Here is a 25,593-nt window from a genome sequence, read left to right as displayed (position 1 = left end):
AAGCGCCAGCCAAAATGGCGCCGATCCAACAGAGTGGATTGGGTATCGACTATGACGCGTTCCACGCTACAGTCGAGGGCCGTCAGGCATTCCGAGTCGCCCCCCATGACATCCTCAGTGACTGCTTCCCTACCGCGTCCGTCGCCGTTCCATCTGCTGCTCGCCTTCGGCAGCGGCGGGCTCCTGACGCTGATGGTCGATTTCAACGGATTGGTGGGGCTTTACGCCACACCGTTCTATTCGTCCTGGGTGGCGCACGGGACGGGGATTGTCGCGGCGCTGGCATTTCTGGCATTGCTGCGGTTGCGGCCGGAAGCCGGGGCGGGCGGGGCAAAGCCGGCTGCGCCGCTCTGGGCGTATCTGGGCGGGGTTTCCGGAGCGTTGACGGTGATCCTCACCTCCACGGCGGTCAATTCGCCGCTGGCGCTTTCGGGCACGCTGGCGCTGGGGCTGGCGGGGCAGGTGGTCTTCAGCCTCGCGGCGGATCGCTGGGGCCTGCTCGGGATGCCGGTGCGCATACCGCTCCTGCGCGATTTTGCAGCGCTGGCGCTGATCGCGGCGGGCAGCGTCATCATCATTTTCGGGCGGGGCGCGTGATGATCGAGGCGATCCTCATAGCGACGCTGGCCGGGGTGTTGGTGAGTCTGAGCCGGCAGATCAACGGGCGGCTGGCGGTATCGACGACCCCGCTCGTCGCCTCGTTCTGGAACCATGTGGTGGGGTTCGCGGTGCTGACGGCCATCGGGCTCGTCATCGGCGCGCTCTGGCCCGCGGGCGCGTTTTCGGCGCCGTGGTACGCATATCTGGGGGGCACGATCGGGGTGATTTTCGTCGCCTCGGGGAGCTGGCTGATCGCGCGGATCGGGGCGATCAACACCGCGATGCTGGTGATCGGCGGGCAGATGGTGTTCGGGGTGGCGCTCGATCTGGTGCGCGGCGCCGAAGGGCATGTTCTGGCGAGCGCCCTCGGGGTGGCGCTGATCATCGCGGGTGCGGCATTGACGCAACGGCGGCGCTGAAAACGACCGGCGCTGCGCAGTTCAGGCCCGGTTCACCAAACTGCTGCCATGATCGGGAGTGAAAACCGCATCTTGCGGGGGATTCGTCGGCCGCGTGTGGCCAGCAATGGAATCGGAAGATGCTTTCAAAACCTATCGCGTCCGGAGTCATGCTCACCGCTCTCCTGCTTGTTGGCGGAGGCGCGCTGCTGCAATCGGACAGCCCCGACAACGAGGCGCACACGGCGACAGTGACGGTCGAACCGGAGGTCGTAGCGGCGCCCGAGCGCCCCGCCAGCGTGCCGAACCGGGTGGCGGACAGAGCCGGTTTTCCGGTTGTACCCGACGCCGACGAGGTGGCAGCCGCCACCAGTGGCCCGATCGTGACCGTCAATGGGCGTCCGCTCGACGGCGAGCGCTCGACCGGGAGTTCAACGCCCGCGCAGACGGCCACGGTTCAACCGCGCGAGGAAACCCCGGCAGCCCAAAGACCGGCCGAACAGACACAGCCTGAGCGGGTGCCACAGGCCAATGAGCCTTCAACGCAGACCGCGGGTGTGATCGAGCCGCCGCGGCCCATACCGCGCCCTGAAGGGCTGTCGGTGCCGCGCCAACAGCAGGCCGTGGATTATGAGGCCATCGCGGCAATAGCATATGGCCAGGATCGCGCAGTGCCGGATACGGGCGAGTTCATGTCGCTGGAGGAACGCAGCAGGCTCGGTGCGGTAGCGGGTGAAGATCCCTATGCGCCATACGATCCGCGCCGCGAGGGGCTGGTGGCAATCGTCGGTCCGGATGGCGAGCCGATCTGGATCTACGAAGAGCAGGTGCGCGGGAATGCCACAACGAACAGCGGTGTGACTTTTCAGCAGCGTCGGGTACAGTCGCACCCTTATGGGTTTGTATATGACGATTTCCGCTGGTAAGAGTTTCGGTCTCCGGGGGCGTTCCTCCTGACATCGACCGTTCGGGGGAACGCGATTCATGAACTGCAGCTCCTGCACATGTGCAGCGCCTGATTGTCCGCCGATCTTCCGGTGGCTGGAGCGCGCGCTCGCGGGTATTGTCCGCCGGGTTCGTTTCATTCTGTCGCGGAATAGGCATATGTCGATCTGGGAGCGGATTTCAGCCTTTCTGGGGTCGTTTTCGGAAAGGACGGGCCTGGCTGGCGGCCTCGCCAACGCGCTCGACCCGGACACCTGGCTGCCCGGCGGGCGGGATACGGCCTTTACCATGTCCATCATCGCGCTTTCGGCCAAGATGGCGATGGCCGATGGGGTGGTGAGCCTGCGGGAAGTCAAGACCTTTCACAAGCTGGTCGACATTCCCGAAGGCGCCGATCCGCATGTGGACCGCTTCTTTGCGCTCGCCCAGCAGGACACTGCCGGATTCGAAACCTATGCCCGCAAGGTGCGCAAGCTGTTTATCGACAGCCCGGCGACGCTCGAGCACGTGCTTGATGCGCTGTTCGAGATTGCGACGGCGGATGGGTTCGTCCATTCGGACGAATTGGACTACCTGCGGGCGATCAGCGACATTTTCGGGTTCGATGCCGTGCGTTTCGAGCAGATCGCGTCCCAGCACGTGCTTTTGCCCAGTGGGAACAGAGATCCCTACGCGGTGCTGGGCCTCGCGCCCGACGCGCCAGACGACGAATTGCGCCGCGCCTACAGGCGGCTGGTTGCCGAACACCATCCTGACCGGATGGTGGCCAAGGGCGTGCCGGCGGACCTTATGGGCCTGGCGACGGCGAAGCTGGCGGCAATCAACACGGCGTACGGGGACATTGCGCGGGTGCGGGGGCTGCGGCCCAATGCGCTGCCTGCGCCTGAGGGTGCTTGACCTTCCCCCCACGGGCACCCTACATCACCCACCATCACCAGTCGGCCGGGCGGCCGCTCTCCTTTTGGAGGGAGGAAAGTCCGGGCTCCACGGAAACACGGTGCCGGATAACGTCCGGCGGGGGCGACCCCAGGGAAAGTGCCACAGAAAGCAAACCGCCCCGACTCGTTCGGGGTAAGGGTGAAAGGGTGCGGTAAGAGCGCACCGGGCCGCTGGCAACAGTGGCTGCACGGTAAACCCCACCGGGAGCAAAACCGAATAGGGACGATGGGGCTTTAATGCCCGGCCATGTTTTCGCGGCTTGTCGTCCGGGTTGGTTGCACGAGGCGCGCAGCAATGCGCGTCCCAGATGAATGGCCGCCACGTTTGTGCTTTCGGGCACAGGCCTTACAGAACCCGGCTTACAGGCCGGCTGGTGATATTCCCGATAGAGCCTGCAATGCCACCGGCGGAAGCCTTGGGGGCCGCGACAAAGCGGTTCAATTGCGGATTTGACTCTATAATGAACTCGTTATATAGAATATTCATTCTATAATGAGTTCGTTTATGACAACCCTTGACCAATCTTTCGCTGCCCTCGCTGATCCCACCCGCCGTGCCCTTATTGCCCGGCTGGCGGAAGGCGAGGCGACCGTGCAGGATCTGGCGCGTCCCTTTTCAATAAGCCAGCCCGCGATCAGCCGCCATTTGAAGGTGCTGGAGGACGCAGGCCTGATCGAAACGCGTATCGAGGGCACCGCGCGTCCCCGTCGGCTCAAGCCAGAGGCCGTTGCGGAGCTTTGGGATTTTCTCGGGCAATATCGCGCGCTTTGGGACGTGCAGTTCCAGCGGCTCGATGCGGTCCTCGACGGTCTCGCCGCACACGAGCAGGGGACGCCTGAAAAGCCCAAGGGAGGACACGATGGAGAGTAACGCGGATTTGCGCCAGCTTCAGGTTACCCAGGATGGCACCACTGACATAATCGTGCGTCGCAGCTTTGCCCATCCGCCGGCGCGCGTTTGGCGGGCGATGACCGACCCGGCGCTGATCCCCATGTGGATGGCGTCTAAAGACGCCATGACCCGGTGCGAGATTGATCTGCGGCCAGGTGGCAGCTTCCGCTACGAATTTGGCAGCGCTTTTTACTTCTCGGGACCAATCCTCAGCGTCGATGCTCCCCATCACATGTCCTTCATCGAATATTTCAACGGCGATACGGTTTCAGGCACCGCCGTCACCACCGATCTGGTTGCCGCGGGAAGCGGAACCCGGATGACGATGGTGATGCGTTATGCGAGTGCCGACGCGCGGGCCGCCGCAATCGAGGTCGGCATGACCGATGGATTCGATGAGGTCTACGACAAGCTCGAGGCCGTATTGTCCGCCACCTGACGGGCGTCTTTGCCCAAATCATTTCGCCGCCGAACCACGTAGCGGGGCAGCAAAGCCGGCCGCCCGACTGGGCTCGCGCGTCAAAAAAATGCCAACCGGAAAGGAACACATGATGACAACTGGAAAGGTCGCCTACTGGCTCAGCACCGTTCTGCTGTGCCTGATCTATGCGGCAGGCGCGGCTGCCTATGTTTTCCAGCGGCCCATGGTCGAGGAAGGATTTGGCCATTTCGGATACCCCGCCTATCTGGTCACGGTGCTGATCGCCGCAAAGATTGCCGCCCCGCTGGTCATTCTGTCGCGCGTATTGGTTCGGCTCAGCGATCTCGCCTATGCCGGGATGCTGTTTCATCTGTTGCTTGCAATCTCAGCGCATCTCAATGCCGGGGACGAGGGATTCTTTGCGCCTGTTTTCGCGCTGGCCCTGCTGATCGTCTCCTTCCTCACCCAGAATTCGGCTCGCAAGACGGCTTCGCCCAATGTGCCCATTTTCGAGCTGCGCCAAACCCGCGAAAGGACCTAGAATAATGGGCAGCCCTTCCCCGATCACCATCACGCCGATCTTCGTTGCCGACCTCTCCGTCGAGGGTGAGCGGATGCCGGTATACGTGCACGTCATCGAGCACCCCGAAGCGCGCATACTGGTGGATACCGGTATGACCGAACTCCACCCGCTGGCGAGCGGTCTCAATCCCTGCCTCCATCCGTTGGATAAGCAGAATTTCGATATCGCCAGCATCGATATCGTCGTTAATACGCACCTGCACGCCGATCATTGTGGCGGCAATCACCTGTTTGCCGGAAAGCCGATCTACGTTCAGCGGCGGGAACTTGAAGACGCGCGCAGTAACGCCGAGGAATATCCCATTCGTGAGTGGATCGATGCGCCCGGTGTGCAGTATGTACCGGTCGATGGAGAATATGACCTGCTGCCCGGCCTGCGACTGGTTCCGGCTCCAGGGCACACGGCAGGAATGCAGGTTGTCGTCATCGAAACCGGTGCGGGCCCCGTCATTGTCGGTGGCGATGTGGCGGTCTGGTTCGGCGAGCTTGACGAACCGCACAGCGAGGGGCAAGTGCGGGTGCTTGCTATGAACCCTGAAAAGGTCTGGCTTGCGCATGAGCACGAGCCATGGCGGCCTCGTTGAGCAGAAGGCAAGCGATCCGGCGACAACAGGAGGATCGGAGCCATTTTGGGGAGCGCCTTCAATAATTGCCCTTTGCCGTGCTAGCGTCCGGGGGAAATGAACGCACAGGGAGGACATGGCATGGCTCCTACGCCCGATCCGCGCCCGGTTGGCGATTTGCCCGATGCAATCGGAAAGACGGCGGCGCGCGAACTCTCGCTCAATGGCATCGACAGCCTCAAGCGGGTTGCCGACCATACGGAAAAGGAATTGCTGGCCATCCACGGGGTGGGTCCCAAGGCCATCCGAATTCTTGGCGAGGCGCTGGCCGCCAAGGGACTCGGATTCAAGTCGGACTAGGTCCGTCTCAGTATTAACCGGACCGGATTTCCGTCGCGCACTGCTCGGGAATCGTATTGCAGAGAGTTGCCGCTGGTTACGAGGGGGAGATCATGCGCAAACGGACTATCGCCTTGCTGGCGTTCGCGGGTCTTGCGGTCGGGGTGGTGGGGTTTTTCTTTGTCGCGCCTGGGGTGGTGGAAGCCGGGCGGAACAAGATCGAACCGGTCGGACCCATCATCTCGGAGGCGGGGCGAGGGTTCCAGGATACGATCGATCTCCATGCCGATACGCTTTTGTGGGACCGGGACCTCTTAGGCACCGTCGCACGGGGGCATGTGGACCTGACGCGGCTGCGGCAGGGCGGGGTAGCGCTCCAGGTGTTTGCGAGCGTCACCAACTCGCCGGCCGGGATGAATGTCGAACGCAACGAGACGGCGCAGTTCGACATGATCATGCCGCTCGTGATTGCGCAGCGCCAATCGCCACGCACATGGAGTTCGACGCTCGAACGGGCCTTGTTTCATGCACAAAAACTCGAAGATGCGGCGGCGCGTTCGGATGGGCGGTTGCGCGTGCTGCGATCGCCCGAGGATATCGAGCGGCTCTTTGCGGATCGGAATGCGAACGCCCAGGCCGAATGCGGCGATCCGGGAGCCGGCGACTGCCTGCGCTGGCCGGTGGGCGGGATGCTGGCGCTCGAGGGATTGCAGGTGCTGGAAGGCGAGATCGACAATATCGATCGCCTGCATGCGGCGGGCTATATTATGGCCGGTCTTGCCCACTTCATCGACAATCCGTTCTCCGGCTCGATGCATGGCGCCTCCCGTGCAGGCCTGAGCGAGAGCGGCCGGGCGGCGGTGGCGCGAATGGAGGAACTCGGCATGATCGTCGATCTGGCGCATGCGAGCCCGCAGGCTATAGACGACGTGCTGGCCATGGCGCGCCGTCCCGTCGTTTCCAGCCATGGCGGGGTACGGGGCACATGCCCGAACAATCGCAACCTCTCGGACGAGCAGGTCAGAGGCATTGCAGCGACAGGCGGGATCGTCGGCATCGGTTATTGGCCGACGGCGGTTTGCGGCCTGACCGTGGAGGCAATCGTAAGGGCATTGCTGCATGTACGCGACGTGGCGGGCATCGATCATGTGGCGCTGGGCTCGGATTTCGACGGCGCCGTGACCGTGGGTTTCGATGCGGCGAGCGTTCAGGCCATCGCTACCGCGCTGATCGAGGCCGGGTTGTCGCCCGAGGATATTGCGAAAATCATGGGCGGGAATGCGCGGCGGGTGTTGAGCGAGGGGATTCGTCCGCTCTAGAGCGCGAGCGAGGACCGCTGGTCGGTGACTTAGAAGTTTGGATCGTAGTTGAAATACAAAGGATTGGACAAGGCGACCATGCTTCCGCTTTGTGCCATCGCGTTGGGCACCAGAGAGAAGGGAGACTGCGGGCCTTCCACTTCCACCCGATAGTAGGTTCGCGTCGCAAGGGCAGGGGTATCGGTAAACCGGGCAACCGAGATGTGGGAATCGGCGGTCAGGAAAAAGGTGTCGAACAGTTCCCGGTTCTTGACGATGTTGATCTTGTAGTGCGCGCCAGGCACGGTGCCGCCGATCAGCCTGATTTCAAACGCAACGGGTGCGCCCGTGGGGTGGACGTTGTCTCCCATCATCATATCGGGAACGCCGCTGCCGAAGGGATCGGCATAAAATTCGACGCGAGGGTTGAAGGGGTTGGCGCTGACGGAGGCGTGCCCCCGGGCCATGGCGTCGAGAACGGCCCGCCCGGTCTTTTCTCTTGCAAATACCCACGTGGTCGGCGTGCCGACATAGTTGGCCGTCGCTTCGAGCGCTTGTGGTGTCACCGGCCCGGGTCGCTCCACGGGACCATGATGAGCATCGCTGCCACCCCGTCCCCCCAGCATGCGGCCTGACAACAGCATGTCGTCCCAGATCCGGAGGCCGGGAATGTTTTTGGGCCAGACGCTGGAGTTCCAGATTTCGACGGAGTCGGCCAGATCGAACGAATACCCGTAATGGTTCTTGGTGCTCGGGTGGTTTGCCGACATGTGTATGCCCAGCTCGCGCTTGAGCGCGAGGAGGTCCCAATCGCGCCGGTCGCGCGCGTCGAAAATCCGCTGATGATCGTAAGGCCCCTCAGACAGGATATTTATATGGCCGCGGGCAGCGGTGAGTTCGGCGCCGTAAAACAGCAGGAGGCTATCGGACTTGAATTCCGGGTCGGACCAGGTGTGGTTTGCCACATCGCCGCGGACGTGCACGTCGTGGTCGGTAATCGCCAGATAGTCAAAGCCCAGCTTTTCGGCGAAGTCGATAATCCGGGCGATCGGATTGTTGGTGGAATCGGTGCTGTGGCGAGAGTGCAAATGCCAGTCGCCCTTGAGCCAGACACCCTGGCGTCCGGCTATTATTGAATTTGGGCTTTCCGCTGTTGCAGACCCAGCCTGGGGCGAAAACGTCTCCATGCTCACATTATCCCCCTGACCGGCTCCCGTTTACATGCACCCAAGCCCTTATCGGGCGAGCCAACCGCCATCGACCGGCAGGACAATTCCATGAACATAGGCGCCGGCATCGCTGGCGAGAAAGACGGCGGCGCCGCCGATGTCCTTTGGCTGCCCCCACCGGCCAGCGGGGATCCTGGCAGAAATCTCGGCGAACCTTGTCTCGTCGTTGCGGAGCTGATCGGTGTTGCTGGTTTCGATATAGCCCGGGGCAATGGCATTGACGTTTATGCCCCTGGCTGCCCATTCGCAGGCGAGGAGTCTCGTGATGCCCGCCAATCCGCTCTTGGAGGCCGTATAGGACGGGATGCGGATACCGCCCTGAAACGACAACAGCGAGGCGATATTGATGATCTTTCCCCCGCGTTCCGCGGCAAATGCGTTGCGCGCGAGCGCCTGGGACAGGAAAAACGCCGTCTTGAGGTTCAGGTCGAGTACGGCATCCCAGTCCTCCTCTGTGAAGTCGACGGCATCCCTGCGCCGGATGATGCCGGCGTTGTTCACCAGGATGTCGATAGGGCCGTGGACCTTCCACGCAGCGTCGAAGGCGGCGACGGCGGCGCCAACGTCGCCAAGATCGACCAGGACCTCCTCGCAGGATCGCCCCATCGGGCGGATCACCGCTTGCGTCTGCGCCATTGACGAGCGTCCTACGGCAATTATCTCTGCGCCCGCGGCAGCCAATGCACACGCAATGGCCTGGCCGATGCCTGTGTTGGCGCCCGTTACGAAGGCGCGCCTGCCCGAAAGATCAAAGCAGTTGGTCAACGCAGGTCCTCCATTGCAACGGGATCGACGTCCCGATAATCGATGTTCTCGCCGGCCATGGCCCAGATGAAGGTGTAGTTTGCCGTACCCGCGCCGCTATGGATTGACCAGCCCGGCGAAAGCAGGGCCTGCTCGTTCGCGACGATGAGATGACGGGTTTCGCTGGGTTCGCCCATGAGGTGGACCACGCGCGTCGTTTCGGCCATTCCAAAGTACAGATAGGCTTCCGAGCGCCGGTCATGCACATGGGCCGGCATCGTGTTCCACACAGATCCGGGAGCGAGCTTGGTCATGCCCACGACAAGCTGGCAGGACTTGACCCCCTCGGCGTGCACGAACTGGAAGATCGAGCGTTCATTGGACGTTTCCTTGGCGCCCAGATCGATGCGGGTGGCTTCCTCGATCTTGATCAACGTCGTTTCGTGGCGCTGGTGCGCCGGTGCACTGACGATGTAGAACCTGGCTCCATGACCGGAAAACGAGACCTCACCGGCCTGTTTCCCGATATAGAGCATATCGCCCTGGTCCAGAGTGTAGGTTGAATCCCCGACCCTGACCGTGCCTTGTCCGCCGATATTGGCGATAACGGCCTCGCGCCGGTCCATGAACCCTTGGGTGCCGAGCGTGCGGAAGCTTTCGAGCACAAGCGGTTCTGCGACGGGAACGGCGCCGCCGACAGCCAGCCGGTCCAGATGGCTGTAAGTCAGATTGATCCGGCCGGGTGTAAACAGGTTGTCGACAAGAAATGCCGAACGCAGGGCGGCCGTGTCCATGGCGCGAGCGGTTTTCGGGTCGACGGCCCAGCGGGTTTCAACATTCATTGCTGGTCGGTTTGACATGGCATGTTCCTCTAGATTGCCTTTTTGGCAGGCTTTTCGCTTCTCGTTGCAACAAGCTTCTCGACGATCAGCAGCATGGCAAGGGCCTGACCGTAGGGAGCTGGCGCATTGGGGATGCGTCGATAAAAATCGAGGTCATGGCCCATAGGCGTGCCGTCGGAGACCTCCGCTACTATACCGTCCGTGCCGATGCGGGCAGCCACCGCGGCAAACGCCCTGTCCGCGACAGCGCGGCAGCTGGGGGCGAGAAGACCGAGATCGATGCCCCGCAATATGCCATAGGCGAAACCGGCGGTTGCAGAGGTCTCGCACGGGGACGACTTGTCGTTCAAGAGGGTCGAGAACATGCCATTCTCGTGCTGGAATTTTTCCAACGTTGCCACCTGAGAGCGCAACAGGGCGCCCAGAAAGCGGCCCGTAGATGCCGGAAGGCTGTCGACCAGCCCGAAGAGCTCGGGAATTGCGACCGTGATCCAGGAATTGCCGCGCGCCCAGAATGCCCTGGCAAAGTTGTGCCGCCCATTGAAGGTCCAGCCGTGATACCAAAGCCCGGTCACGGGATCGGACAGATAGCGGGCATGAACCAGAAACTGATAGACCGCCTCGTCGATCCAGTCCTGCCGATTGAACCGCTGGCCTGCCCGCGCGAGGAAAAGGCAGGTCATGAAGAGCGTGTCGTCCCACAACTCGCCATCGTTGAGCCGTTCCTTGACCGTATGCTGGAAGCCCTCATCCTCGGTGCGCTCAAGGCCGTTCATCAACCATTCCGCCCAGTCTTTCACCAGCGCCTCCCAATCAGGACGCTGTACATGGTCGATGAGGACACTCAAGGCGAGCATGGGCGAGGTGGAGTTGACATGCCGCCTGGGAAGGCCACGTCCGATCTGCCAATCGTACCATGAAGCTATGGAGCCAATCAGGTGCTCATCGCGGGATAGCTCGGCGTGTCGGATAAGACCATACAATCCGACGCCGACTTCCCAGTCCCATTCGTCGAACTGAATGGTGAAAGCATCCCCCGCGAGGGGGGCCGTTTCGTTCATGCCCTTGAGGCGCGCGAGGCCCAAGGCTACGTCGGCGAGCAAGCGGGAGAGGGTTTCGGCGTCGTGCATGGTCAAAAACTTTCTCGCGCCGGGGCGCGCTACGCATCAATGCAATGGGGAAACGCCGATCTCGGTGACCAGCGGATCGAGTGTGAGTTGGGTCCAATCCTTCGACTGACCGTCCACGCTCAGGCCCTGGATATAGTCAAGAACCAGCCTGGGGCGGTCGGGGCGGGTCAATTCCGCCCGGTGTGTTTCCGGGGAGTGGGTGAGCGCGACGTTTTCCAGCATATGGAAAACCGTGTTGAGACCAGCTCGCGGGGCGAGTTCTCCCACAAGCACTGCCCAGGCGGTTCGTTTGCCGTGCGCCCGGAATTCGCACCGCGCGCCCGGCCCCTCAGTTACGGGTGTAATCGGCGCCGATGCGGTCAGAGCCGCAAAGCCGCTGCCCGAACGCAAGACAAGCCAGTTGTTCTCAAGGCGCAACTCGTCGAATGCGTCGACCGGCGTGTAGGCATGGGTGAAGTCGACGCGAGGCGAGGTCCCGAGATCGAAAAGGAGCAGGGCGGTGTCGTGGTGCTGTCCGACGCGCGGCATGACACCATTGCCAGCCCAATAGGAGGGACGCTGGTGACCCCAGGGATCGTCCTCGCCCGGGTGGTTTACCCAAGCCCGTGCGAAGGGATGGCCCGCAAACCGCACATCGACGAGATGCTGCTGGTGACCCTTTTTCCCCGCACCGCCTTCCACGGAAGCGGAGAGCTGAACCGCAGCGCTCTTGTAGAGCGCGAGCCGCGCCGCTGTCTCGTAGCCCTGCACGTAGTGGGCGAGAAACGCCTTGCCGGCCGGAGGGACAGCATGCCGGGACAACTGGGCCGGCGGTGCGTAATCGCCTGCCGCGAACATGGGCAGGGCAGCAACCCCATCATTAAGCCAGCCTTCCCCGAAGGCCACGGTGGCAAAGGGCGCGAGTTCGGTGAGCGGTCCGGCGCGCAGTTCCTTGTCATAGGCGCGCCCTTGCGTGCCGGCGGAGACGCCGCCGAGCGTGTGGAGCGCAATCATGGTGAAGAGCCGGTCGAGCAGCTTGCCGCTGCGGCTTTTTATGTTGCCCTCGGCCCATTGAAAAAGGGCGAGGAGTCCGATGAAATCGATCGGGTAATATGCTGCCGAGTTCCACTCGGCCAAGCCGTGCGACTCGACGGAGGTCAACCATTTGTCCAGTCGCGCTGCCGCCACAGCCATTTGCTCGCGACCAGTACGGCCGGATGCCGAAAAATGCGCGTCGGGCAGGAGCCGACCGGCGAGATATTGGGAGACGTGGAAGCACAGGACGTGGTTCTCGCTCCAGAACCACATGACGTCATTGCCCGGCTCGTCGACCCAGTAGCGATAGCCCAGGATCGACTTGCGAACGCGCTCGGCGAGCGATTGGGGTAGCGCGTCGCCATTGGCCCCGTAAAGCCATAGAAGCGGCACCATCACGAAGTCCGAGCAGTCGCGCCGTTCATCGATCATCGCGAGCGTATCGAGAATAATCGCCTCGATTGTTCCATCGCAGGGCTGCCCGCCAGCCAGCGCCGCCAGCGCGCGCCCGACGCGCAGTTCGCCATGGGCCGCGGCATAGGCAAGCGCTTCAGCCTTCCGTTCATCGAGCGTTTCGGGTCGGACCCGCGGCGCCAGTTCGCGCAGCAAAGCAAAGCCGATATGGCGTTCGACCCGTGCGCCGCCGATTTCGAACGTGAGATCGAGTGGATGGTAGCCGTCGGGCAAAGCATCGATGCCTTCGAGCATGACCGCGCTCTGACCGGGCAAAAGGAGGGCCTCGACCGAATAGAGCGGTGGCTTGTCGCGCATGTGGACGCTTTGCTGCACGCGGCCGACAATGCGAACATGTTTGGTAGCGGGTTCATCGAATACGAGCCGCAACGAACCTGAGGTTTGAAACTCGCGCTCCGGCCGCACGCTCGTCGCAAGTGTCATCAGCGTGGCCATATCGGCCTCGCTCGCGCCGCCTGGCACAGGGAGACCTGCGTGAACCGGGCTCAGGGCGGTGAGCTCGACATACCAATTGGTATCCCGCTCGGCGAGGTCCTCGCTCAGCATGACGATCTCGCTACCGCCCGCCCTCAGGGGCAGCACGATATCGGTCTGCTGCTCGGCATTGCGCCGGAACGGCTCAAACCGGGCGGCAAGCACGCCATCGACCCAGATGTGCACCCCGCCGCAGGTCGCCAGCCTGAAGGCATAGTCGCCGGTCTCGGGCGGCACCAGAGTGGTTCGGCACCAGCGGGCAAGCCGGGTCGGGCGATGCCAGAAACCGGAGAAATCGAGGCGGCGGTTGAAACCCGGCAGATTGAAGGACTCTACGGTCCAGTCGTTCTTCAGTTCGACCTTCCGGGTCTCGATCTCCGACCACAATGCAATGCGGCAGGGGAGGTCGCCGACGTCGACAAAGCCGTTGATGAAGCGATAATTGACGCGGTCTTCGGCCAGCGCAGGTTCGCCCGGATAGTATCGGGTGATGAGCGCGGAAAGCGCCCAGGCCGTCACGGTTGCGCCCGCACCGACGGCAAACAATGTCATTTCGTCTGCCATGGGAATACCCGTCGTTGCTCTCATGCGACGGCTTCCATCCGACCACGATCCGAAGCGCCAAGGCGCTGTTCGATCATGTCGAGCAGGGGCGGCAATTGATCGAGCGCAGTAATCGTGTGGCCGGGTGTCTCGGCAGGATTTTGCGCCAGGTGGGTGCGCCGATCGGACCATTTGAAGAAAACGCTCATGATGCCGAAATCGTTGGCACCCCTGATATCGCGCGAGAGGTTGTTGCCCACCATCACCGTTGAACCCGCGTTCGTCGGATCGATGCCCAGGCGGTCGAGGGCAGAGGAGAACATTTTTGGCGATGGCTTGAGCTCGCCGATTTCTCCAGAGATGACATGAGCCTCGAAGCGCTCCCAAAGGCCGTGCTTGCCCAGGAGATTTTCAAAGGTTTCACGCGGGCCGTCTGCGACCAACGCAAGGCGGTAGCCCCGGGCGGCAAGTGCATCGAGCACGTCCCGTGCGCCATCAATCAGATCGCCGGCAACGACGATCTCGCTGCCGGGCAGTTTGACCTCGGTTCCCTCATCGACAAGCGTATCGCCGCAATCGAGGAACACGGCGCGGATATGGGGAACAGCGTCGGGAAGCGTGGCAAGAAGGTGCCGGACGCGGGCGGGAATCCAGGCCGCGAGCTCGGGCCAGGACACGAGAGCGATATCATCGGCCGCAGGGGAAAATTCGAATGACGGCACGAAAGCGTCGCGGCGGTTCTTGAGCCGGGCCAGCCGATGGTCCGCCGGCGTTGCGGTGAATGCCCCGCTCTCGGCAAAGCGGTTCCCCAGATGTACGCCGTCACGCCCGGCCAGTTCACCGCACATGGCCCCAACCTCGGCGCCTGGGTGGTCGCGCAGTATATCGGCACTCGCCCAATGTGCGTGCTTGCCCGGTTCGCTGATAAGCATGGGACGTGTGCCCGCCATTTGCGGCAGACCGTCTCCGGCGATCATCTCAACCCGGTTTCCGTGACAGGACGCCTCGACACCGATGACCTGCCCATCTCCATCGACATGCACCCAGACATGCTCGAGATCGAAAAGGTGCTGGATATCCCAATCGTACCAGACGGCGTATTCGATGGTCATAGCACCGCGCGGACTGATCTGGAATTTGGAGGAGGGCGACTGTCCTGGCGCGCGGAAGACCGAATAGCCCATGGCGAGCGGAGGGTAGGGCTCGTTTTCATCAAGTTGCAGAATGGGCATGTAGGTGCGCGCCAGAGTGACATCCGGCGCTTCGCCGCGCTCACGCAAGCGCTCGATCAAACCCGGGTTTACACTCATGCTCCGACCCCCGTGAGGTCGAGCTCTTCGGCGTAGTGACAGCGCACGCTACGACCTGCGACCGGGCGCAGTTGTGGCGTGTCGGTGCGGCAGAGGTCCGTTGCGTAGCGGCAGCGGGGATGGAAATAGCAGCCCGAGGGCGGATTGGCCGGATCGGCAATCTCGCCCTTGAGCACCACACGCTTACCTGACGAACGGCGGCGCGGATCGGGTTGGGGCACGGCGGACAGCAGTGCCTCGGTATAGGGATGGAGCGGCTTGTTGAATATTTCGGCCGTATCGCCCACTTCGACGAGCCGCCCGACATACATGACCCCGATGCGGTCGGAGATATGCTCGACCATGCCCAGATCGTGAGTGATGAACAGATAGGTCAGCCCGAACTTTTCCTGCAGATCCTGCATGAGATTGATGTTCTGGGCCGCGACCGAAACGTCGAGGGCCGACACCGCTTCGTCGGCCGCGATGAAGCTGGGGTTGAGAGCAAGCGCGCGGGCGATGCCGATGCGCTGGCGCTGGCCGCCGGAAAAGGCGTGGGGGTAGCGCAGGACATATTCGGGACGAAGGCCAACCAGGCTCAACAGCTCAGCTACCCGGTCGCGGATTTCGCCCTGCGAGCCGACACCATGAATGACCATGGGCTCGCCAACCAGTTCGAGCAGGGTCATGCGCGGGTTGAGCGACGAATAGGGATCCTGGAAGATCATCTGCATTTCACGCCGGATCGGGCGCATCTCGCGATCGCCCAGCCGGGAGAGATCGACGACATTTCCGTCGGCCTTGCGGAAGTGCACCGAGCCGCCCGTGAGCGAATAGGCGCGCAGGATCAGGCGCGCGACGGTCGACTTGCCCGAGCCGCTCTCGCCGACAAGTCCGAAGGTTTCGCCGCGCTTGATGTCGAAGGTGATGTCATCGACGGCCCTGACCTCTCCGACCTTCCTTTGCATCCAGCCGCGGGTGACGGGGAAATATTTGCGCAGCCCGGATACCGAGATCAGCGCGTCGTCGGCCAAAACATTCCCGGCCAAAGGTTGTTCCGAAGAGTTCATGATCTGGCTCATTGTACCTCCTCGGGAAGCTGGCCGGCAAAATGACAGCGCACGGATTGTTCGCCGGGAAATGAGACGACGGAGGGTGCCTCGACATTGCATGTTCCCAAGACCGCATGGGCACAGCGCGGGTTGAATACGCACCCTTCAGGAATGTTGAATGGATCGGGTACCATGCCGGGTATGGTTCTGAGCCGGCGCATCGGCGCCTGGCCGAGTTTGGGTATCGATTGGAGCAGGGCTCTCGTATAGGGGTGGCCCGGACGATAGAAGATGTCGTCGACGGACCCGGTTTCAACGACGCGGCCGAGATACATAACGGCCACCCGGTCCGCGATGTCGGCCACCACGCCGAAATTGTGCGTAATGAAAATGATGGCCATGCCCATCTCTTCCTGGAGCGATTTCAGGAGTTCGAGAATCTGGGCCTCGGTGGTCACATCGAGCGCCGTCGTAGGCTCGTCGGCGATCAGCAGCGATGGATCGCACGAAAGCGCCAGCGCAATCATCGCCCTTTGCCGCATGCCGCCCGACAACTGGTGAGGATAGCGATCCACCATTTCCGCGGGCTTGGGCAGTTGCACGCGTTCGAGCAGCTCGATGGCGCGCTGCCGTGCCGCCTGCTTGCCAACGCCGCGATGCAGCATGACCGTGCGCATGATCTGGGTGCCGATGGAATGGACCGGCGACAGCGCGGTCATCGGCTCCTGGAAGATCATGCCGATGCTGCCGCCGCGCAGCGCCCGCATTTCCCGGCTCTGGCGTGAGAGTGCCGAAATATCGATCTCGCTCTCGGGCTTTGGCCGGAACCGGATGCGCCCTTCGGCCTCGATGGCGTTTCTGGCAAGCAGTTTCATGATCGAGCGTGCGGTGACCGATTTACCCGACCCGCTTTCCCCGACGATGCCAAGCACTTCGCCGCGGTTCACGTGGTAGGATACGCCGTTGACGGCCTTAACCAGTCCTTCGCGCATGGTGAAGTGCACATGGACGTTGTCGAGTTCGAGCAGGCGTTCGGGCGGCATGGGTTGTATGGTGGTCGTTTTCATCTCATCCTCACCGACCATAGGGATCGGCCGCGTCACGCAGGCCGTCGCCGAGGAAGTTGAAGGCCAGCACGACCAGCACAACCGCTACGCCCGGCGAGAGCAACCATGGCGCCAGTGAGATCGAACGCAGGTTCTGGGCGTCCTGAAGCAATACACCCCAGCTCACGACTGGCGGACGAAGGCCCAGTCCCAGAAAGCTCAGCGCTGTCTCGCCCAGGATCATTTCAGGCACGGCAAGCGTCATCGCCGCGATGATGTAGCTCGTCATGGCGGGCAGCATATGCTTGGTCACGATTCGATATTCCGACGCGCCGGAGAGGCGCGCGGCGAGTACATAGTCTTCGGTCTTGAGCGAGAAGAAGCGGCCGCGCACGACGCGGGCGAGATGTGTCCAGCCGATCAGCGACAGGATGATGGTGATCAGCACATAGACAAAGAGCGGGTCCCAGACGATGGGCAAGGCCGCGGCGAGGCCCATCCACAAGGGTATGGTGGGCACGGAGCGTATGAATTCCATGAGGCGCTGGATGCCCACGTCCAGCCAACCACCGTAGTAGCCGGAAATAGCACCCAGGGCGAGGCCGAGGATGAAGGAGAAGGCAACCCCGATCAGGCCGGCCGAAAGCGTGATGCGGCCGCCATAAAGGAGGCGCGTGAACATGTCGCGCCCCAGCGCATCAGTACCCAGAAGATTGATCCGCTGGCGCGGGTCGTCGACGCCGAACAGGTGCAGGTCGGTTTCAAACAGACCCAGCAAGCGGTAACGCTCTCCGCGCACCAGCAGATGGACCGCGATCGGCCTGGATGTATCCTCCTCGTAGGTCACGCGGGCAGTGTCCGCGTCGCGCGTCCGGGCGAGGGCGTAAATGAACGGCATGCGCAGCTGACCATCGTGGATTACCCGGATGGCGCGTGGGGGCGCGAAGGTATTGAGCCGGTCAATGGAGCCCGGGGTATAGGGCGAAATGAAATCGGCAAAGAGCGCAGAAAGGCAAGTCAGGACCAGGAAGATCAGCGAAGCCACGGCCAGCTTGTGCTGGCGAAAGCGCCACCAGATGAGCGTCCACGGCTTGGCTGTGTAGAGTTCTTCCTCTCTGCTCGACTTTACCGGAATGCCAATAGGATCGACTGCCATGGTCCCGTCCCTCACGAATAGCGGATGCGCGGGTCGGACCACGCGAGAAGAATGTCGGAAATCAGCGTCCCGATGACCGTGAAGACGCTGAGAATGAGAATGAAGCTGCCAGCGAGATACATATCCTGCATCTTGAGGGCCTGCAGCAGCAGGGGGCCGGTCGTGGGCAGGTTGAGCACCACGGCGGTGATGACGTCACCCGAAAAGAGCGCGGGCAGGGCCCATCCCACCGTCGAGATGAAGGGGTTGAGCGCGACGCGCACGGGATAGCCCCAGACAACCTGCCTCTCGCTGAGCCCTTGGGCATAAGCGGTTTCGACATAGGGCTTGCCGAGTTCGTCGAGCATGTTGGCGCGCATGACGCGCAGCAGGCCTGCAGCACCGCCTGTTGCCAGCACCACTACGGGAATCCATAAGTGCGAGAGCAGGTTGATGACCTTGTCGATCGTCCAGGGCGCATTCTGATAGCGCGGAGATAGCAGGCCGCCGACGTCCATGTTGAGCCAGGCAAAGGCCATCCACATCAGGATGAGCGCAAGAAGAAAGTCAGGCACGCCTTTGCCCAGAAACCCGAAAATGGTGAAGACGTAGTCGAGCACCGAGTATTGCCGGGTCGCGGCATAGACGCCCACTGGAATGGCGATAGCCCAGGTGAAAAGCATGGACAGGGTCGAGATCGCCAGGGTCAGACCAAGACGATCCCAGATGAGGGACGACACCGGGGCGTTCCATTCGAGCGAATGGCCGAAATTGCCGTACAAGACGATATTGGTGATCCAGCGCCAGTATTGGACGATCATGGGATCGTTGAGGCCCATCTGAGCCCGCAAGAGTGCCTCCTGTTCGAGGCTGATATAGTCGCCCGAGTGACGCAACTGCGCGGCGTAGGCCGTCACGTAATCGCCTGGCGGCAGCTGGATGATGACGAAGGATATGAACGACACGACGATAAGCGTCGGGATGGCCCACAATATCCGCCTGAAGATAAATCCCGCCATTCTATGTCCCATGGGTTGCCCGCGCCGCCACTAGGACGCGGTGCGGACGGCAATTGATGCGAACCTGTTAGAAAGCCTGGAGTGTCAGGCGCACCCCCGGGGAAGTCGGCCGGAACCAACTCCCCCGGGGAGGAGGTTAATTGCTCAACCACATCTGCTGGGGAACGCCGATCCCCACGCCGCGCGTCACGTCGTCTTCGACAAGGCCGTCACGGTAGTTGTGGAAATTGTTGGAGACGATTGCCGGGGCTCGCTGTTCCCCGACGATACCGATGACCCAACCCTCGGTGACGAAGGTCTCGATCATGGCGTTGACCGCGGCATCGGCCTCTTCAAGCGTATGGGCGGTGGATGCGGTATCCCAGTGTGCCCAGACATCACGGATCGGATGGTCAGCCGCGGGTTCGATACCCGAGGCGCCGCCCGTGTTGTACCAGGTGTAGTAGTGGTTCGCGTAACCGCGATCACCCATCATCTTGCGCGGCTCCGCCGGAACGAACGAGAGCTGGTCGAAGGGGTAATACTGGACCTGGAAGGCGTTGTTGTCGCGGTTCTGGTCCCATTGGGTCCGGTCGATGATGCGCGGGATGAGTTCGATGCCAACATTAGCCAGACTGTCGGCAATCAACTCCAGGGCCAACGAGTGTGCGTTGTCGTTGGCTTCGACAACCAGCGCCAGGCGTTGTCCGTCCGGGCGCAGGCGATAGCCGGAACCATCTCGCTCGGTGAGCCCGACGCCGTCGAGCAACGCGTTGGCAGCATCGGGGTCGTAGTCGGCCCAATACTGTTCGAGATCCTCGCGGAAATAGGGAGAGCCCGTGATGGGGGAGACCTGTCGCGCCTCGGCCAATCCCGAGAATGCCAGTTCGTTGATGAGTTCGCGGTCGATCGAGATGCTCAGGGCCTGCCGGAAATCCTTGTTTTCAAACAGGTCGCGCAGGATCTCGTCTTCCGTATTGTAGTTGGGCAACAGCGACCACGTGGTCGCGGAAATGCCGAAGCCGACGCGGTAGTTCCCGCGCTCCTCATTCTCGCGGTAGAAGGTGTAATCGGCAGCCTGGGCGTAGCGCATCTGCATGTCGATCTGACCCTGAACGATCATCAGGTTGAAGTTTTCCTGCTCCTGGAACAACCGGTGGGCAATGCGGTCGATATAGGGGAGCTGATTACCTTCCTGGTCGACGGCATAGTAGTACGGGTTACGGACCATCATCACCGTATCGCCCGGAGGCGGCGTTTCGATCTGCCAGGCGGTGATGACCGGAAGGTCCGGGTTGAGCCACCAAGCCGTCACCGGGCCGCTGGAACCCCAGAGGTTCTGCCATTTTTCCACGCCGTACTGCTCTGCGAAGGCTGCCAGCTCCTCCTCGGACGCGTATTTGTCATTGAACTGGCTCAGATAGTGCTTGGGGAACAGGAAGCTTGGGCGATCAAGGCTCGGCTCTCCAGTCGAATCCTTTGCCAGAATTTGCAGGAAATAGACGTAGGGATGAGCAAAGGTCACCGTGAAGGTACGATCGTTCTCGATCCTGAGGCCCATGGTCTGGCCGCCGGGCCGGAAGGTCGATGCAATGGTCGGGACGATTTCGGTGTTGAGGAACACGTCCTCGTACCAGAATTTCACGTCCTCGGTGGTCACCGGATGGCCATCGGACCATTTCAGGCCTTCGAGAAGCGTGAAGGTGAACTCGGTTGAATCCTCATTGACCGAATAGGATTCGATATAGCCCGGAACCAAGCTCAGGGAGCCGTCGTCGCCCTGACTCCACTTGAGTACGCGCTCTTCCATGAGCTTGGTGGGCCCCCAGCGGTCGCCAGGCCCCTTATAGGCGCGATGCCAGACGCCGCCGTGCTGGCCGACTTCGATGGCCTGAATCACCGTCGGATTGGTCGGCAGCCGCTCCTCGACGGGCGGCAATTGCCCGGCCTGCACAAGCTCGGCGAGCATTGGCGATTCCTGAAAGGCGTATGCAGACGAGATCAGTACTGTCGATGCGGTCAGGCCGATCGCGATGCTGTGGAGTATGCGCTTGGCACCCATGGTGATTGCCCCGTTGTCAAAGATTGAATTCTCATGCTGACGCCCCTCAGGTTGCGGGCGCCCTGCAGACTGTTCCTTACATGATGTGATGAAAATCTTTTTATCCTCCCCTTAAGCGGTTCCCGCGACTTGGCGAGATCATCTCTTGTTATGGCCAGTTGTTCTGGCTTTATGTGTGATCCACTCCAGCCACAATCGCATTTTTGGGGCTTAATGCAATAAGAAAAAATTTTCATTAGTAGATCAAGGTCATCTGCTGCCAGCGCGGTTGGCCAGCCGATTTGGAGCGGTTGTCGTGACGGGGTCGTTCAGGATCGACGTGTCTATGCGTCCGGGCTGCTGACGCTGTCGCGGATGACGAGCTTGCAGCCCAGTTCGAGCCGATGGGCGGCGCGCTCTTCGGGGCCCAGGAGCACGCGCTGCTCCAGCAGATGCAGGGCTTCGGGACCGATCTGGTCGAGCGGAACATTGACGGTGCTCAGCGCGGGGACGACCAGTTCGCCCAGCGCAATGCCATCAAAGCCCATGACGGAGACATCCTCGGGTATGGCTATTCCCGCCGCTTGCAGAGCGCGCATGGCGCCGAGCGCGAGATTGTCCGCGGCACAGAAAATCGCGGTAACGCCCCCCAATCCACCCTTTTCCTCCAGCCATCGGGCAATGGCGTCACTGCCCATCCTCGGTTCGTAGCCCTCGGCAAGCAGGATGTGCGCGTCGCTCGTGGGCAGCCGGTTTGCCTTGAATGCGTCGAGAAAGCCATCCTGGCGACGACGGATCGTAGCCCGGCCTTCCCATGTGAGATGGAGGACGGAGCGATGGCCTCGGGAGATCAGCCAGTCGGTGGCCATCTGGGCCGCGAAGCGGTTGCCAGGCGTCACGCTGTCGATCTTCATTTCCTGGTCTTCGCCATTGATCAGAACGGCGGGGATGTTCGAGGCGGCAATGCCATGGAGCAGTTCGCGCCGGTCGTCGTTGACGATGACAATGCCATCTGCAGAGGCAGCAGTCGCTGCGTCCAGGACCTTTCGCGCCGTCAATGTCCCGCTGGCGCCCAGCGGCGCAAGCTTGACCCCGCGCCGCTCGCACTCGCGGGACAGTGCACCCAATACGGTCCATGAGACGAGATTGGTTTCGTTTTCCGGCAGTGCATCCTCGGGTACGGCGAGCAGTACCGTCTTGAGCGTTGAGATCGTCGCCTTGGCCTGACGCTCGGCGAGGTATCCTATGCGGCGGGCCGCATCGAGGACCCTGGCGCGCACTTCAGCCGATATGGGTGCAGTACCGTTGAGGACGTGCGAAACCGTCGAGATGGCGACCTCCGCCTCGCGCGAGACGTCCTTTATGCCGACTTTTCTACGCATCAGCGTATACCTCCGAGCTTGAGGGTGCGGATCTCGAAGGGCTTGAATGCGAGGTCCAGCTTGCGATCCGGTGCATCCAGGGTACGCGGTTGGCGTTCAAGCAGGTCGACCTCCTCGACCGGATCGCAGCCGTCCGGCAAGGTCAGCGCAATTTGCGTCTGTTGGCCGCGGGTTTCCCAAAGCCGCACGATAACGCCATCGCCCCTCTCGGCGTTCTTGACGCTTTCGACAACAACCTCGCGCCCTTCGATGGCAAGAAGCGACAGGGACTGTTGCGCCGTCTCGGCGCCTCCCGCAAAGGTCCGTAGTGGCAGGTTGAACTTTTCAGCCGCCGCATGCACGCCTTCGCCTTCGAAGGTGCCATGGTGGACCAAAAGACCGTAGCGGAAGCGGTGCTCGCCCTGATCGGATTGCGGCCATGGATAGGTTGGGGACCGCAAAAGGGTGAGCCGCAAAGTCGTATCCTTTGCGTCGTAACCATATTTGCAATCGTTGAGCAGAGCGACGCCGAAACCGGGTTCGGATATGTCGAGCCAGCGATGCATCACGCATTCGAACCGTGCCTGATCCCAGGATGTGTTGGCGTGGGTCGGGCGGCGCACGTGCCCGAACTGGATTTCAGCTCGAATCTCGTCGGCGCGCACCGCGATGGGGAAGGCCGATTTCACCAGCGTATTACGCTCGTGCCAATCGATGAAGGTGTCGAATTCGAGCTGTGCAGCGCCGGCTTCAAGGGAGATAACCTGCACGATGCGAGACGACTCGTAAGTCCATTCAAAGCGGATGGCGGCACGATAGGGGCCGGTTTCGACGACTTCTGCGGACACCAGCTGATCGATTTCGAAGGTCTGATCCTCAAACCCCGCATCGATATCCCAGGCGTCGAAGGCGACCGGCATGTCGCGAAAGGCCTGCAGCCGATTGGCGGCTTCCCCGGGCTTGAGCACCTCGCGGCCGTTTCGCTTGTCGAGGATCGAAACGATACGCCCCGCAGCATCGAAATCGGCGCGGATGACCGCGTTTTCGATATGGCGCGCGGACAGGCCGAGGTCGCCCTTACCGTTCGCGCCAGAGCCAGCCTCCAGAGTGATGACGCGGCCGCCCAGCGCGGGGACGTCCTCAAGAGGCGCAAGCTGCGCAATTGTCCCATCGGCCCGGACAATCTTTTGCGTGTCGACCCGCAGTTCGCCATCGGCGATTGCCAGCGGCTCGTGGCCGGGCAGGGCGATCATGCCACTTCTTGGCCGACCTAACGCGTTGAACACGAAATGAGAGCCTTTGTCCGCGAGGGTTGCGGCAAGGGCGGCGGTGAGGCGTTCGCATTCGCCGAAGAACGCCGCATAATCGTTATCGCTGTCCTCATAGACACCGCCAATCGAGGACCCAGGCAGAATGTCGTGGAACTGGTTGAGCAGCACGATGCGCCAAAGTCGATGCAGCTGTTCGGCCGGATAGGTTTGCCCGGTATGCAGACTTGCCAGAATGGCAATGGTTTCGAGTTCGCGCAGGGCGATCTCTGCAAGCCGGTTGTTACGCTTGTTTTTGGCCACCGATGTCAACGTGCCGCGATGGTATTCGAGATAGAGTTCGCCGACCCATGTCGGGTAATCGGCGGGTGCCGCTTTCATGCGCGCAAGCAGACGCTCGAAAAACGGCCGCATCTTTTCATGCCGCACGGTGGGGCAACCGGGAATGCCGCGTTCCATGCGGCGAATGTTCTCGAGCATTTCGCGCGTGGGGCCGCCGCCGCCATCGCCGTGACCATAGACAAGAAACAGTTCGTCATTGAGCGCTTGCTGGCCGTGCCGCCGCCATGTGCCCATCACGTGGGTGGGCTTGAGATCGGGGTTGTAGGTCGTGCCGATGCTCCTGGAGTCGTAGGGCTGGGTCGTCAGGAAATAGGCCGGGACACGGGTGCCGTCGATGCCCTGCCAATGGAAGGTTTCAAAGGGCATGCGGTTGGTATCGTTCCACGAGAGCTTGTGGGTGACGAACACGTCGAGACCGGACAGGGTCATGAGTTGGGGAAGGGCCGCCGAATAGCCGAATGTGTCGGGAAGCCAGACCATTTGTGGCCGCACACCGAAGGTTTCTTCGTGGTAGGCAACGCCATGCAGGATATGGCGGACAAAGGATTCTCCGCTTGTGATATTGGCGTCCGGTTCGAGCCAGAGCGCGCCCTCGATCTCGAAGCGCCCCTCGTCCACGCGACCCTTTATCCGCGCGAAAAGCTCGGGATAGTCTTCCGCCAGCCACTCGAGCAGGACACCCTGATTGTACATGAAAACGTAGTCCGGATACTCCTCCATCAATCGAAGCGCCGTCGCCATGGAGCGCGCCATTTTCTGGCGGGTCTCCTTGAGCCGCCACAGCCAGGCCACGTCGATATGAGTATGGCCGGTGGCGACAATCGTGGGTTTTTTCTCGAAGTCTGGGGTGTCGTAAATCACCGACGCGCATTGCCGCGCGATGTCGAGACTGGAGGTAAAGCGGGCCGGGTCCCCAGGCCGCAGATCGATGGCTGCAAGGGCCTTGTCGACCTGGTTCAGGATCAGGTGCCGTCGTGCATCGTCCTCGGGCAGATGCCGGGCGACGTCGACCGGTACGCGCAGATCATAATATGTCTCTTCCGCGTGACGATCATGGATATGGAGCGTGACCGCAAAGCCCATCTGCCGCCGATCCTCGATCGTGCCGGCCTCGATCAGGATTTCGAAGGTCTCGCCGGCAATCGCGTCGTCGGAGAGCATGATTTCGCGGTGGTTGAAATCAGTTGCTTGGACGATCTCGCCATTGATGCGGACGAGACATTGAGGGTCCGAACGCCCCATCGTGCGCCCGAACTGCGCCTCGACGCGCATTGAAAGGCGTTTTCCAGCCGCTTGCTGAGGCGTGACCGCCGTGCCGGCAAACCAGAAATAGCTTTCCGGTTCGCCCCAGACGAGATCGGATACAACCGGTGTCCATTCGTGGCGCGCTTCCGCCAAGACGGCGGCTCGGTCATCGTATCGCGCGCGCCGGAAAAGAAGAGGTACTTCGGCATCAAGGGGCGTGAAGATCCTTTCGGCCAGTTTGGACAGAAGGTGATCTATTTTGGCGATGCGACGCATGGGCTCCCTCAACAGCTGAACGGCGACGCCGGCATGCCGACCGACGCAATAATCCACACTGAATTCTTTTCATAGTTTTTGCTGCTCATCCAGTGAAAGATCACACACAAGCCA

Annotated in this window: 24 protein-coding genes and 1 other RNA gene; 12 read left to right on the top strand and 13 right to left on the bottom strand. The window is 61.8% G+C overall.

From position 1 onward, the window contains the following. Nucleotides 1-105: 105 nt before the first annotated feature. The 11 genes from I2G20_RS00940 (at nucleotide 106) to I2G20_RS00890 (ending at nucleotide 6,997) form a co-directional block, all read left to right on the top strand. Nucleotides 106-597 carry a DMT family transporter gene (locus tag I2G20_RS00940; RefSeq protein WP_196257798.1) on the top strand — a complete coding sequence of 164 codons (492 nt, stop codon included), beginning with the start codon at nucleotides 106-108 and terminating at the stop codon, nucleotides 595-597. Next, nucleotides 597-1,019 (top strand): DMT family transporter, encoded by a 423-nt coding sequence (locus tag I2G20_RS00935; protein WP_196257797.1) that lies wholly within the window; start codon nucleotides 597-599, stop codon nucleotides 1,017-1,019. Before I2G20_RS00940 ends, I2G20_RS00935 begins: the two co-directional genes overlap by 1 nt. 119 nt (nucleotides 1,020-1,138) lie before the next feature. Next, a complete protein-coding gene (locus tag I2G20_RS00930) occupies nucleotides 1,139-1,924 on the top strand; it encodes a hypothetical protein (protein ID WP_196257796.1) in 786 nt (261 codons plus the stop codon). Nucleotides 1,925-2,102: 178 nt separating this feature from the next. Continuing rightward, complete coding sequence (locus I2G20_RS00925; protein ID WP_196257795.1) at nucleotides 2,103-2,840, top strand: J domain-containing protein; 738 nt, start codon at nucleotides 2,103-2,105, stop codon at nucleotides 2,838-2,840. A 37-nt stretch (nucleotides 2,841-2,877) separates the two neighbouring features. Next, an RNA gene (gene rnpB, locus I2G20_RS00920) (RNase P RNA component class A) lies at nucleotides 2,878-3,260 on the top strand. A 126-nt stretch (nucleotides 3,261-3,386) separates the two neighbouring features. Next, entirely contained in the window at nucleotides 3,387-3,752 is a 366-nt protein-coding gene (locus I2G20_RS00915; protein ID WP_196257794.1) for an ArsR/SmtB family transcription factor, read from the top strand. After that, nucleotides 3,742-4,212: an SRPBCC family protein gene (locus I2G20_RS00910; RefSeq protein WP_196257793.1), complete on the top strand. Its 471-nt coding sequence runs from the start codon at nucleotides 3,742-3,744 to the stop codon at nucleotides 4,210-4,212. The genes I2G20_RS00915 and I2G20_RS00910 overlap by 11 nt, the downstream gene beginning before the upstream one ends. Before the next feature lie 112 nt (nucleotides 4,213-4,324). Beyond that, entirely contained in the window at nucleotides 4,325-4,735 is a 411-nt protein-coding gene (locus tag I2G20_RS00905) for a DoxX family protein (RefSeq protein ID WP_196257792.1), read from the top strand. Between the two features lie 4 nt (nucleotides 4,736-4,739). After that, nucleotides 4,740-5,360 carry an N-acyl homoserine lactonase family protein gene (locus I2G20_RS00900; protein WP_196257791.1) on the top strand — a complete coding sequence of 207 codons (621 nt, stop codon included), beginning with the start codon at nucleotides 4,740-4,742 and terminating at the stop codon, nucleotides 5,358-5,360. A 120-nt stretch (nucleotides 5,361-5,480) separates the two neighbouring features. Continuing rightward, a complete protein-coding gene (locus I2G20_RS00895; protein ID WP_196257790.1) occupies nucleotides 5,481-5,699 on the top strand; it encodes a helix-hairpin-helix domain-containing protein in 219 nt (72 codons plus the stop codon). A 92-nt stretch (nucleotides 5,700-5,791) separates the two neighbouring features. After that, nucleotides 5,792-6,997, top strand: a complete 1,206-nt coding sequence (locus I2G20_RS00890) for a dipeptidase (RefSeq protein ID WP_196257789.1) — start codon at nucleotides 5,792-5,794, stop codon at nucleotides 6,995-6,997. Between the two features lie 29 nt (nucleotides 6,998-7,026). On the opposite strand, the gene I2G20_RS00885 is transcribed toward I2G20_RS00890, so the two are convergent. The 13 genes from I2G20_RS00885 to I2G20_RS00825 form a co-directional block, all read right to left on the bottom strand. Next, nucleotides 7,027-8,163, bottom strand: coding sequence for a CehA/McbA family metallohydrolase (locus tag I2G20_RS00885; protein WP_196257788.1), 1,137 nt, complete (start codon nucleotides 8,161-8,163; stop codon nucleotides 7,027-7,029). 48 nt (nucleotides 8,164-8,211) lie between these two features. Then, complete coding sequence (gene kduD / locus I2G20_RS00880) at nucleotides 8,212-8,970, bottom strand: 2-dehydro-3-deoxy-D-gluconate 5-dehydrogenase KduD (protein ID WP_196257787.1); 759 nt, start codon at nucleotides 8,968-8,970, stop codon at nucleotides 8,212-8,214. Further along, the gene (gene kduI / locus I2G20_RS00875) at nucleotides 8,967-9,809 is read right to left on the bottom strand and encodes a 5-dehydro-4-deoxy-D-glucuronate isomerase (RefSeq protein ID WP_246472720.1); all 843 of its coding nucleotides are present in this window, start codon (nucleotides 9,807-9,809) and stop codon (nucleotides 8,967-8,969) included. The genes kduD and kduI overlap by 4 nt, the downstream gene beginning before the upstream one ends. Nucleotides 9,810-9,820: 11 nt before the next feature. Then, nucleotides 9,821-10,921 carry a beta-galactosidase BglB gene (gene bglB / locus I2G20_RS00870; protein ID WP_196258187.1) on the bottom strand — a complete coding sequence of 367 codons (1,101 nt, stop codon included), beginning with the start codon at nucleotides 10,919-10,921 and terminating at the stop codon, nucleotides 9,821-9,823. A 36-nt stretch (nucleotides 10,922-10,957) separates the two neighbouring features. Next, nucleotides 10,958-13,471, bottom strand: coding sequence for a PA14 domain-containing protein (locus I2G20_RS00865; protein WP_207747493.1), 2,514 nt, complete (start codon nucleotides 13,469-13,471; stop codon nucleotides 10,958-10,960). Then, nucleotides 13,468-14,736 (bottom strand): HAD family hydrolase, encoded by a 1,269-nt coding sequence (locus tag I2G20_RS00860; protein WP_196257786.1) that lies wholly within the window; start codon nucleotides 14,734-14,736, stop codon nucleotides 13,468-13,470. Before I2G20_RS00860 ends, I2G20_RS00865 begins: the two co-directional genes overlap by 4 nt. Next, complete coding sequence (locus tag I2G20_RS00855; RefSeq protein WP_425502597.1) at nucleotides 14,733-15,797, bottom strand: ABC transporter ATP-binding protein; 1,065 nt, start codon at nucleotides 15,795-15,797, stop codon at nucleotides 14,733-14,735. Before I2G20_RS00855 ends, I2G20_RS00860 begins: the two co-directional genes overlap by 4 nt. After that, nucleotides 15,794-16,834, bottom strand: a complete 1,041-nt coding sequence (locus I2G20_RS00850) for an ABC transporter ATP-binding protein (RefSeq protein WP_207747492.1) — start codon at nucleotides 16,832-16,834, stop codon at nucleotides 15,794-15,796. Before I2G20_RS00850 ends, I2G20_RS00855 begins: the two co-directional genes overlap by 4 nt. A 7-nt stretch (nucleotides 16,835-16,841) precedes the next feature. Further along, nucleotides 16,842-17,969: an ABC transporter permease gene (locus I2G20_RS00845; RefSeq protein WP_196257785.1), complete on the bottom strand. Its 1,128-nt coding sequence runs from the start codon at nucleotides 17,967-17,969 to the stop codon at nucleotides 16,842-16,844. Between the two features lie 11 nt (nucleotides 17,970-17,980). Further along, nucleotides 17,981-18,967, bottom strand: a complete 987-nt coding sequence (locus I2G20_RS00840; RefSeq protein ID WP_196257784.1) for an ABC transporter permease — start codon at nucleotides 18,965-18,967, stop codon at nucleotides 17,981-17,983. Between the two features lie 136 nt (nucleotides 18,968-19,103). Then, entirely contained in the window at nucleotides 19,104-21,008 is a 1,905-nt protein-coding gene (locus I2G20_RS00835; protein WP_196257783.1) for an ABC transporter substrate-binding protein, read from the bottom strand. A gap of 323 nt (nucleotides 21,009-21,331) precedes the next feature. Further along, nucleotides 21,332-22,369: a LacI family DNA-binding transcriptional regulator gene (locus I2G20_RS00830; RefSeq protein WP_196257782.1), complete on the bottom strand. Its 1,038-nt coding sequence runs from the start codon at nucleotides 22,367-22,369 to the stop codon at nucleotides 21,332-21,334. Then, nucleotides 22,369-25,356, bottom strand: a complete 2,988-nt coding sequence (locus I2G20_RS00825) for an alpha-mannosidase (protein ID WP_246472718.1) — start codon at nucleotides 25,354-25,356, stop codon at nucleotides 22,369-22,371. Before I2G20_RS00825 ends, I2G20_RS00830 begins: the two co-directional genes overlap by 1 nt. On the opposite strand from I2G20_RS00825, the gene I2G20_RS17175 reads away from it, so the two are divergent. Next, complete coding sequence (locus I2G20_RS17175; protein ID WP_246472716.1) at nucleotides 25,339-25,554, top strand: hypothetical protein; 216 nt, start codon at nucleotides 25,339-25,341, stop codon at nucleotides 25,552-25,554. The two genes, I2G20_RS00825 and I2G20_RS17175, sit on opposite strands and share 18 nt — an antisense overlap. The last annotated feature ends 39 nt before the right edge of the window (nucleotides 25,555-25,593 follow it).

The organism is Pelagibacterium limicola (genome assembly GCF_015694405.1).
GTDB lineage: Bacteria > Pseudomonadota > Alphaproteobacteria > Rhizobiales > Devosiaceae > Pelagibacterium > Pelagibacterium limicola.
Note: the sequence above shows the minus strand (reverse complement) of the source record. Positions and strands in the feature narration are given on the sequence as shown.

Excerpts from the sequence above, each read along its gene's own strand:
- I2G20_RS00940 (WP_196257798.1), top strand. The coding sequence starts at position 106 with ATGACATCCTCAGTGACTGCTTCCCTACCGCGTCCGTCGCCGTTCCAT.
- I2G20_RS00935 (WP_196257797.1), top strand. The coding sequence starts at position 597 with ATGATCGAGGCGATCCTCATAGCGACGCTGGCCGGGGTGTTGGTGAGT.
- I2G20_RS00930 (WP_196257796.1), top strand. The coding sequence starts at position 1,139 with ATGCTTTCAAAACCTATCGCGTCCGGAGTCATGCTCACCGCTCTCCTG.
- I2G20_RS00925 (WP_196257795.1), top strand. The coding sequence starts at position 2,103 with ATGTCGATCTGGGAGCGGATTTCAGCCTTTCTGGGGTCGTTTTCGGAA.
- I2G20_RS00915 (WP_196257794.1), top strand. The coding sequence starts at position 3,387 with ATGACAACCCTTGACCAATCTTTCGCTGCCCTCGCTGATCCCACCCGC.
- I2G20_RS00910 (WP_196257793.1), top strand. The coding sequence starts at position 3,742 with ATGGAGAGTAACGCGGATTTGCGCCAGCTTCAGGTTACCCAGGATGGC.
- I2G20_RS00905 (WP_196257792.1), top strand. The coding sequence starts at position 4,325 with ATGACAACTGGAAAGGTCGCCTACTGGCTCAGCACCGTTCTGCTGTGC.
- I2G20_RS00900 (WP_196257791.1), top strand. The coding sequence starts at position 4,740 with ATGGGCAGCCCTTCCCCGATCACCATCACGCCGATCTTCGTTGCCGAC.
- I2G20_RS00895 (WP_196257790.1), top strand. The coding sequence starts at position 5,481 with ATGGCTCCTACGCCCGATCCGCGCCCGGTTGGCGATTTGCCCGATGCA.
- I2G20_RS00890 (WP_196257789.1), top strand. The coding sequence starts at position 5,792 with ATGCGCAAACGGACTATCGCCTTGCTGGCGTTCGCGGGTCTTGCGGTC.
- I2G20_RS00885 (WP_196257788.1), bottom strand. The coding sequence starts at position 8,163 with ATGGAGACGTTTTCGCCCCAGGCTGGGTCTGCAACAGCGGAAAGCCCA.
- kduI (WP_246472720.1), bottom strand. The coding sequence starts at position 9,809 with ATGTCAAACCGACCAGCAATGAATGTTGAAACCCGCTGGGCCGTCGAC.
- bglB (WP_196258187.1), bottom strand. The coding sequence starts at position 10,921 with ATGCACGACGCCGAAACCCTCTCCCGCTTGCTCGCCGACGTAGCCTTG.
- I2G20_RS00865 (WP_207747493.1), bottom strand. The coding sequence starts at position 13,471 with ATGAGAGCAACGACGGGTATTCCCATGGCAGACGAAATGACATTGTTT.
- I2G20_RS00860 (WP_196257786.1), bottom strand. The coding sequence starts at position 14,736 with ATGAGTGTAAACCCGGGTTTGATCGAGCGCTTGCGTGAGCGCGGCGAA.
- I2G20_RS00855 (WP_425502597.1), bottom strand. The coding sequence starts at position 15,797 with ATGAGCCAGATCATGAACTCTTCGGAACAACCTTTGGCCGGGAATGTT.
- I2G20_RS00850 (WP_207747492.1), bottom strand. The coding sequence starts at position 16,834 with ATGAAAACGACCACCATACAACCCATGCCGCCCGAACGCCTGCTCGAA.
- I2G20_RS00845 (WP_196257785.1), bottom strand. The coding sequence starts at position 17,969 with ATGGCAGTCGATCCTATTGGCATTCCGGTAAAGTCGAGCAGAGAGGAA.
- I2G20_RS00840 (WP_196257784.1), bottom strand. The coding sequence starts at position 18,967 with ATGGCGGGATTTATCTTCAGGCGGATATTGTGGGCCATCCCGACGCTT.
- I2G20_RS00835 (WP_196257783.1), bottom strand. The coding sequence starts at position 21,008 with ATGGGTGCCAAGCGCATACTCCACAGCATCGCGATCGGCCTGACCGCA.
- I2G20_RS00830 (WP_196257782.1), bottom strand. The coding sequence starts at position 22,369 with ATGCGTAGAAAAGTCGGCATAAAGGACGTCTCGCGCGAGGCGGAGGTC.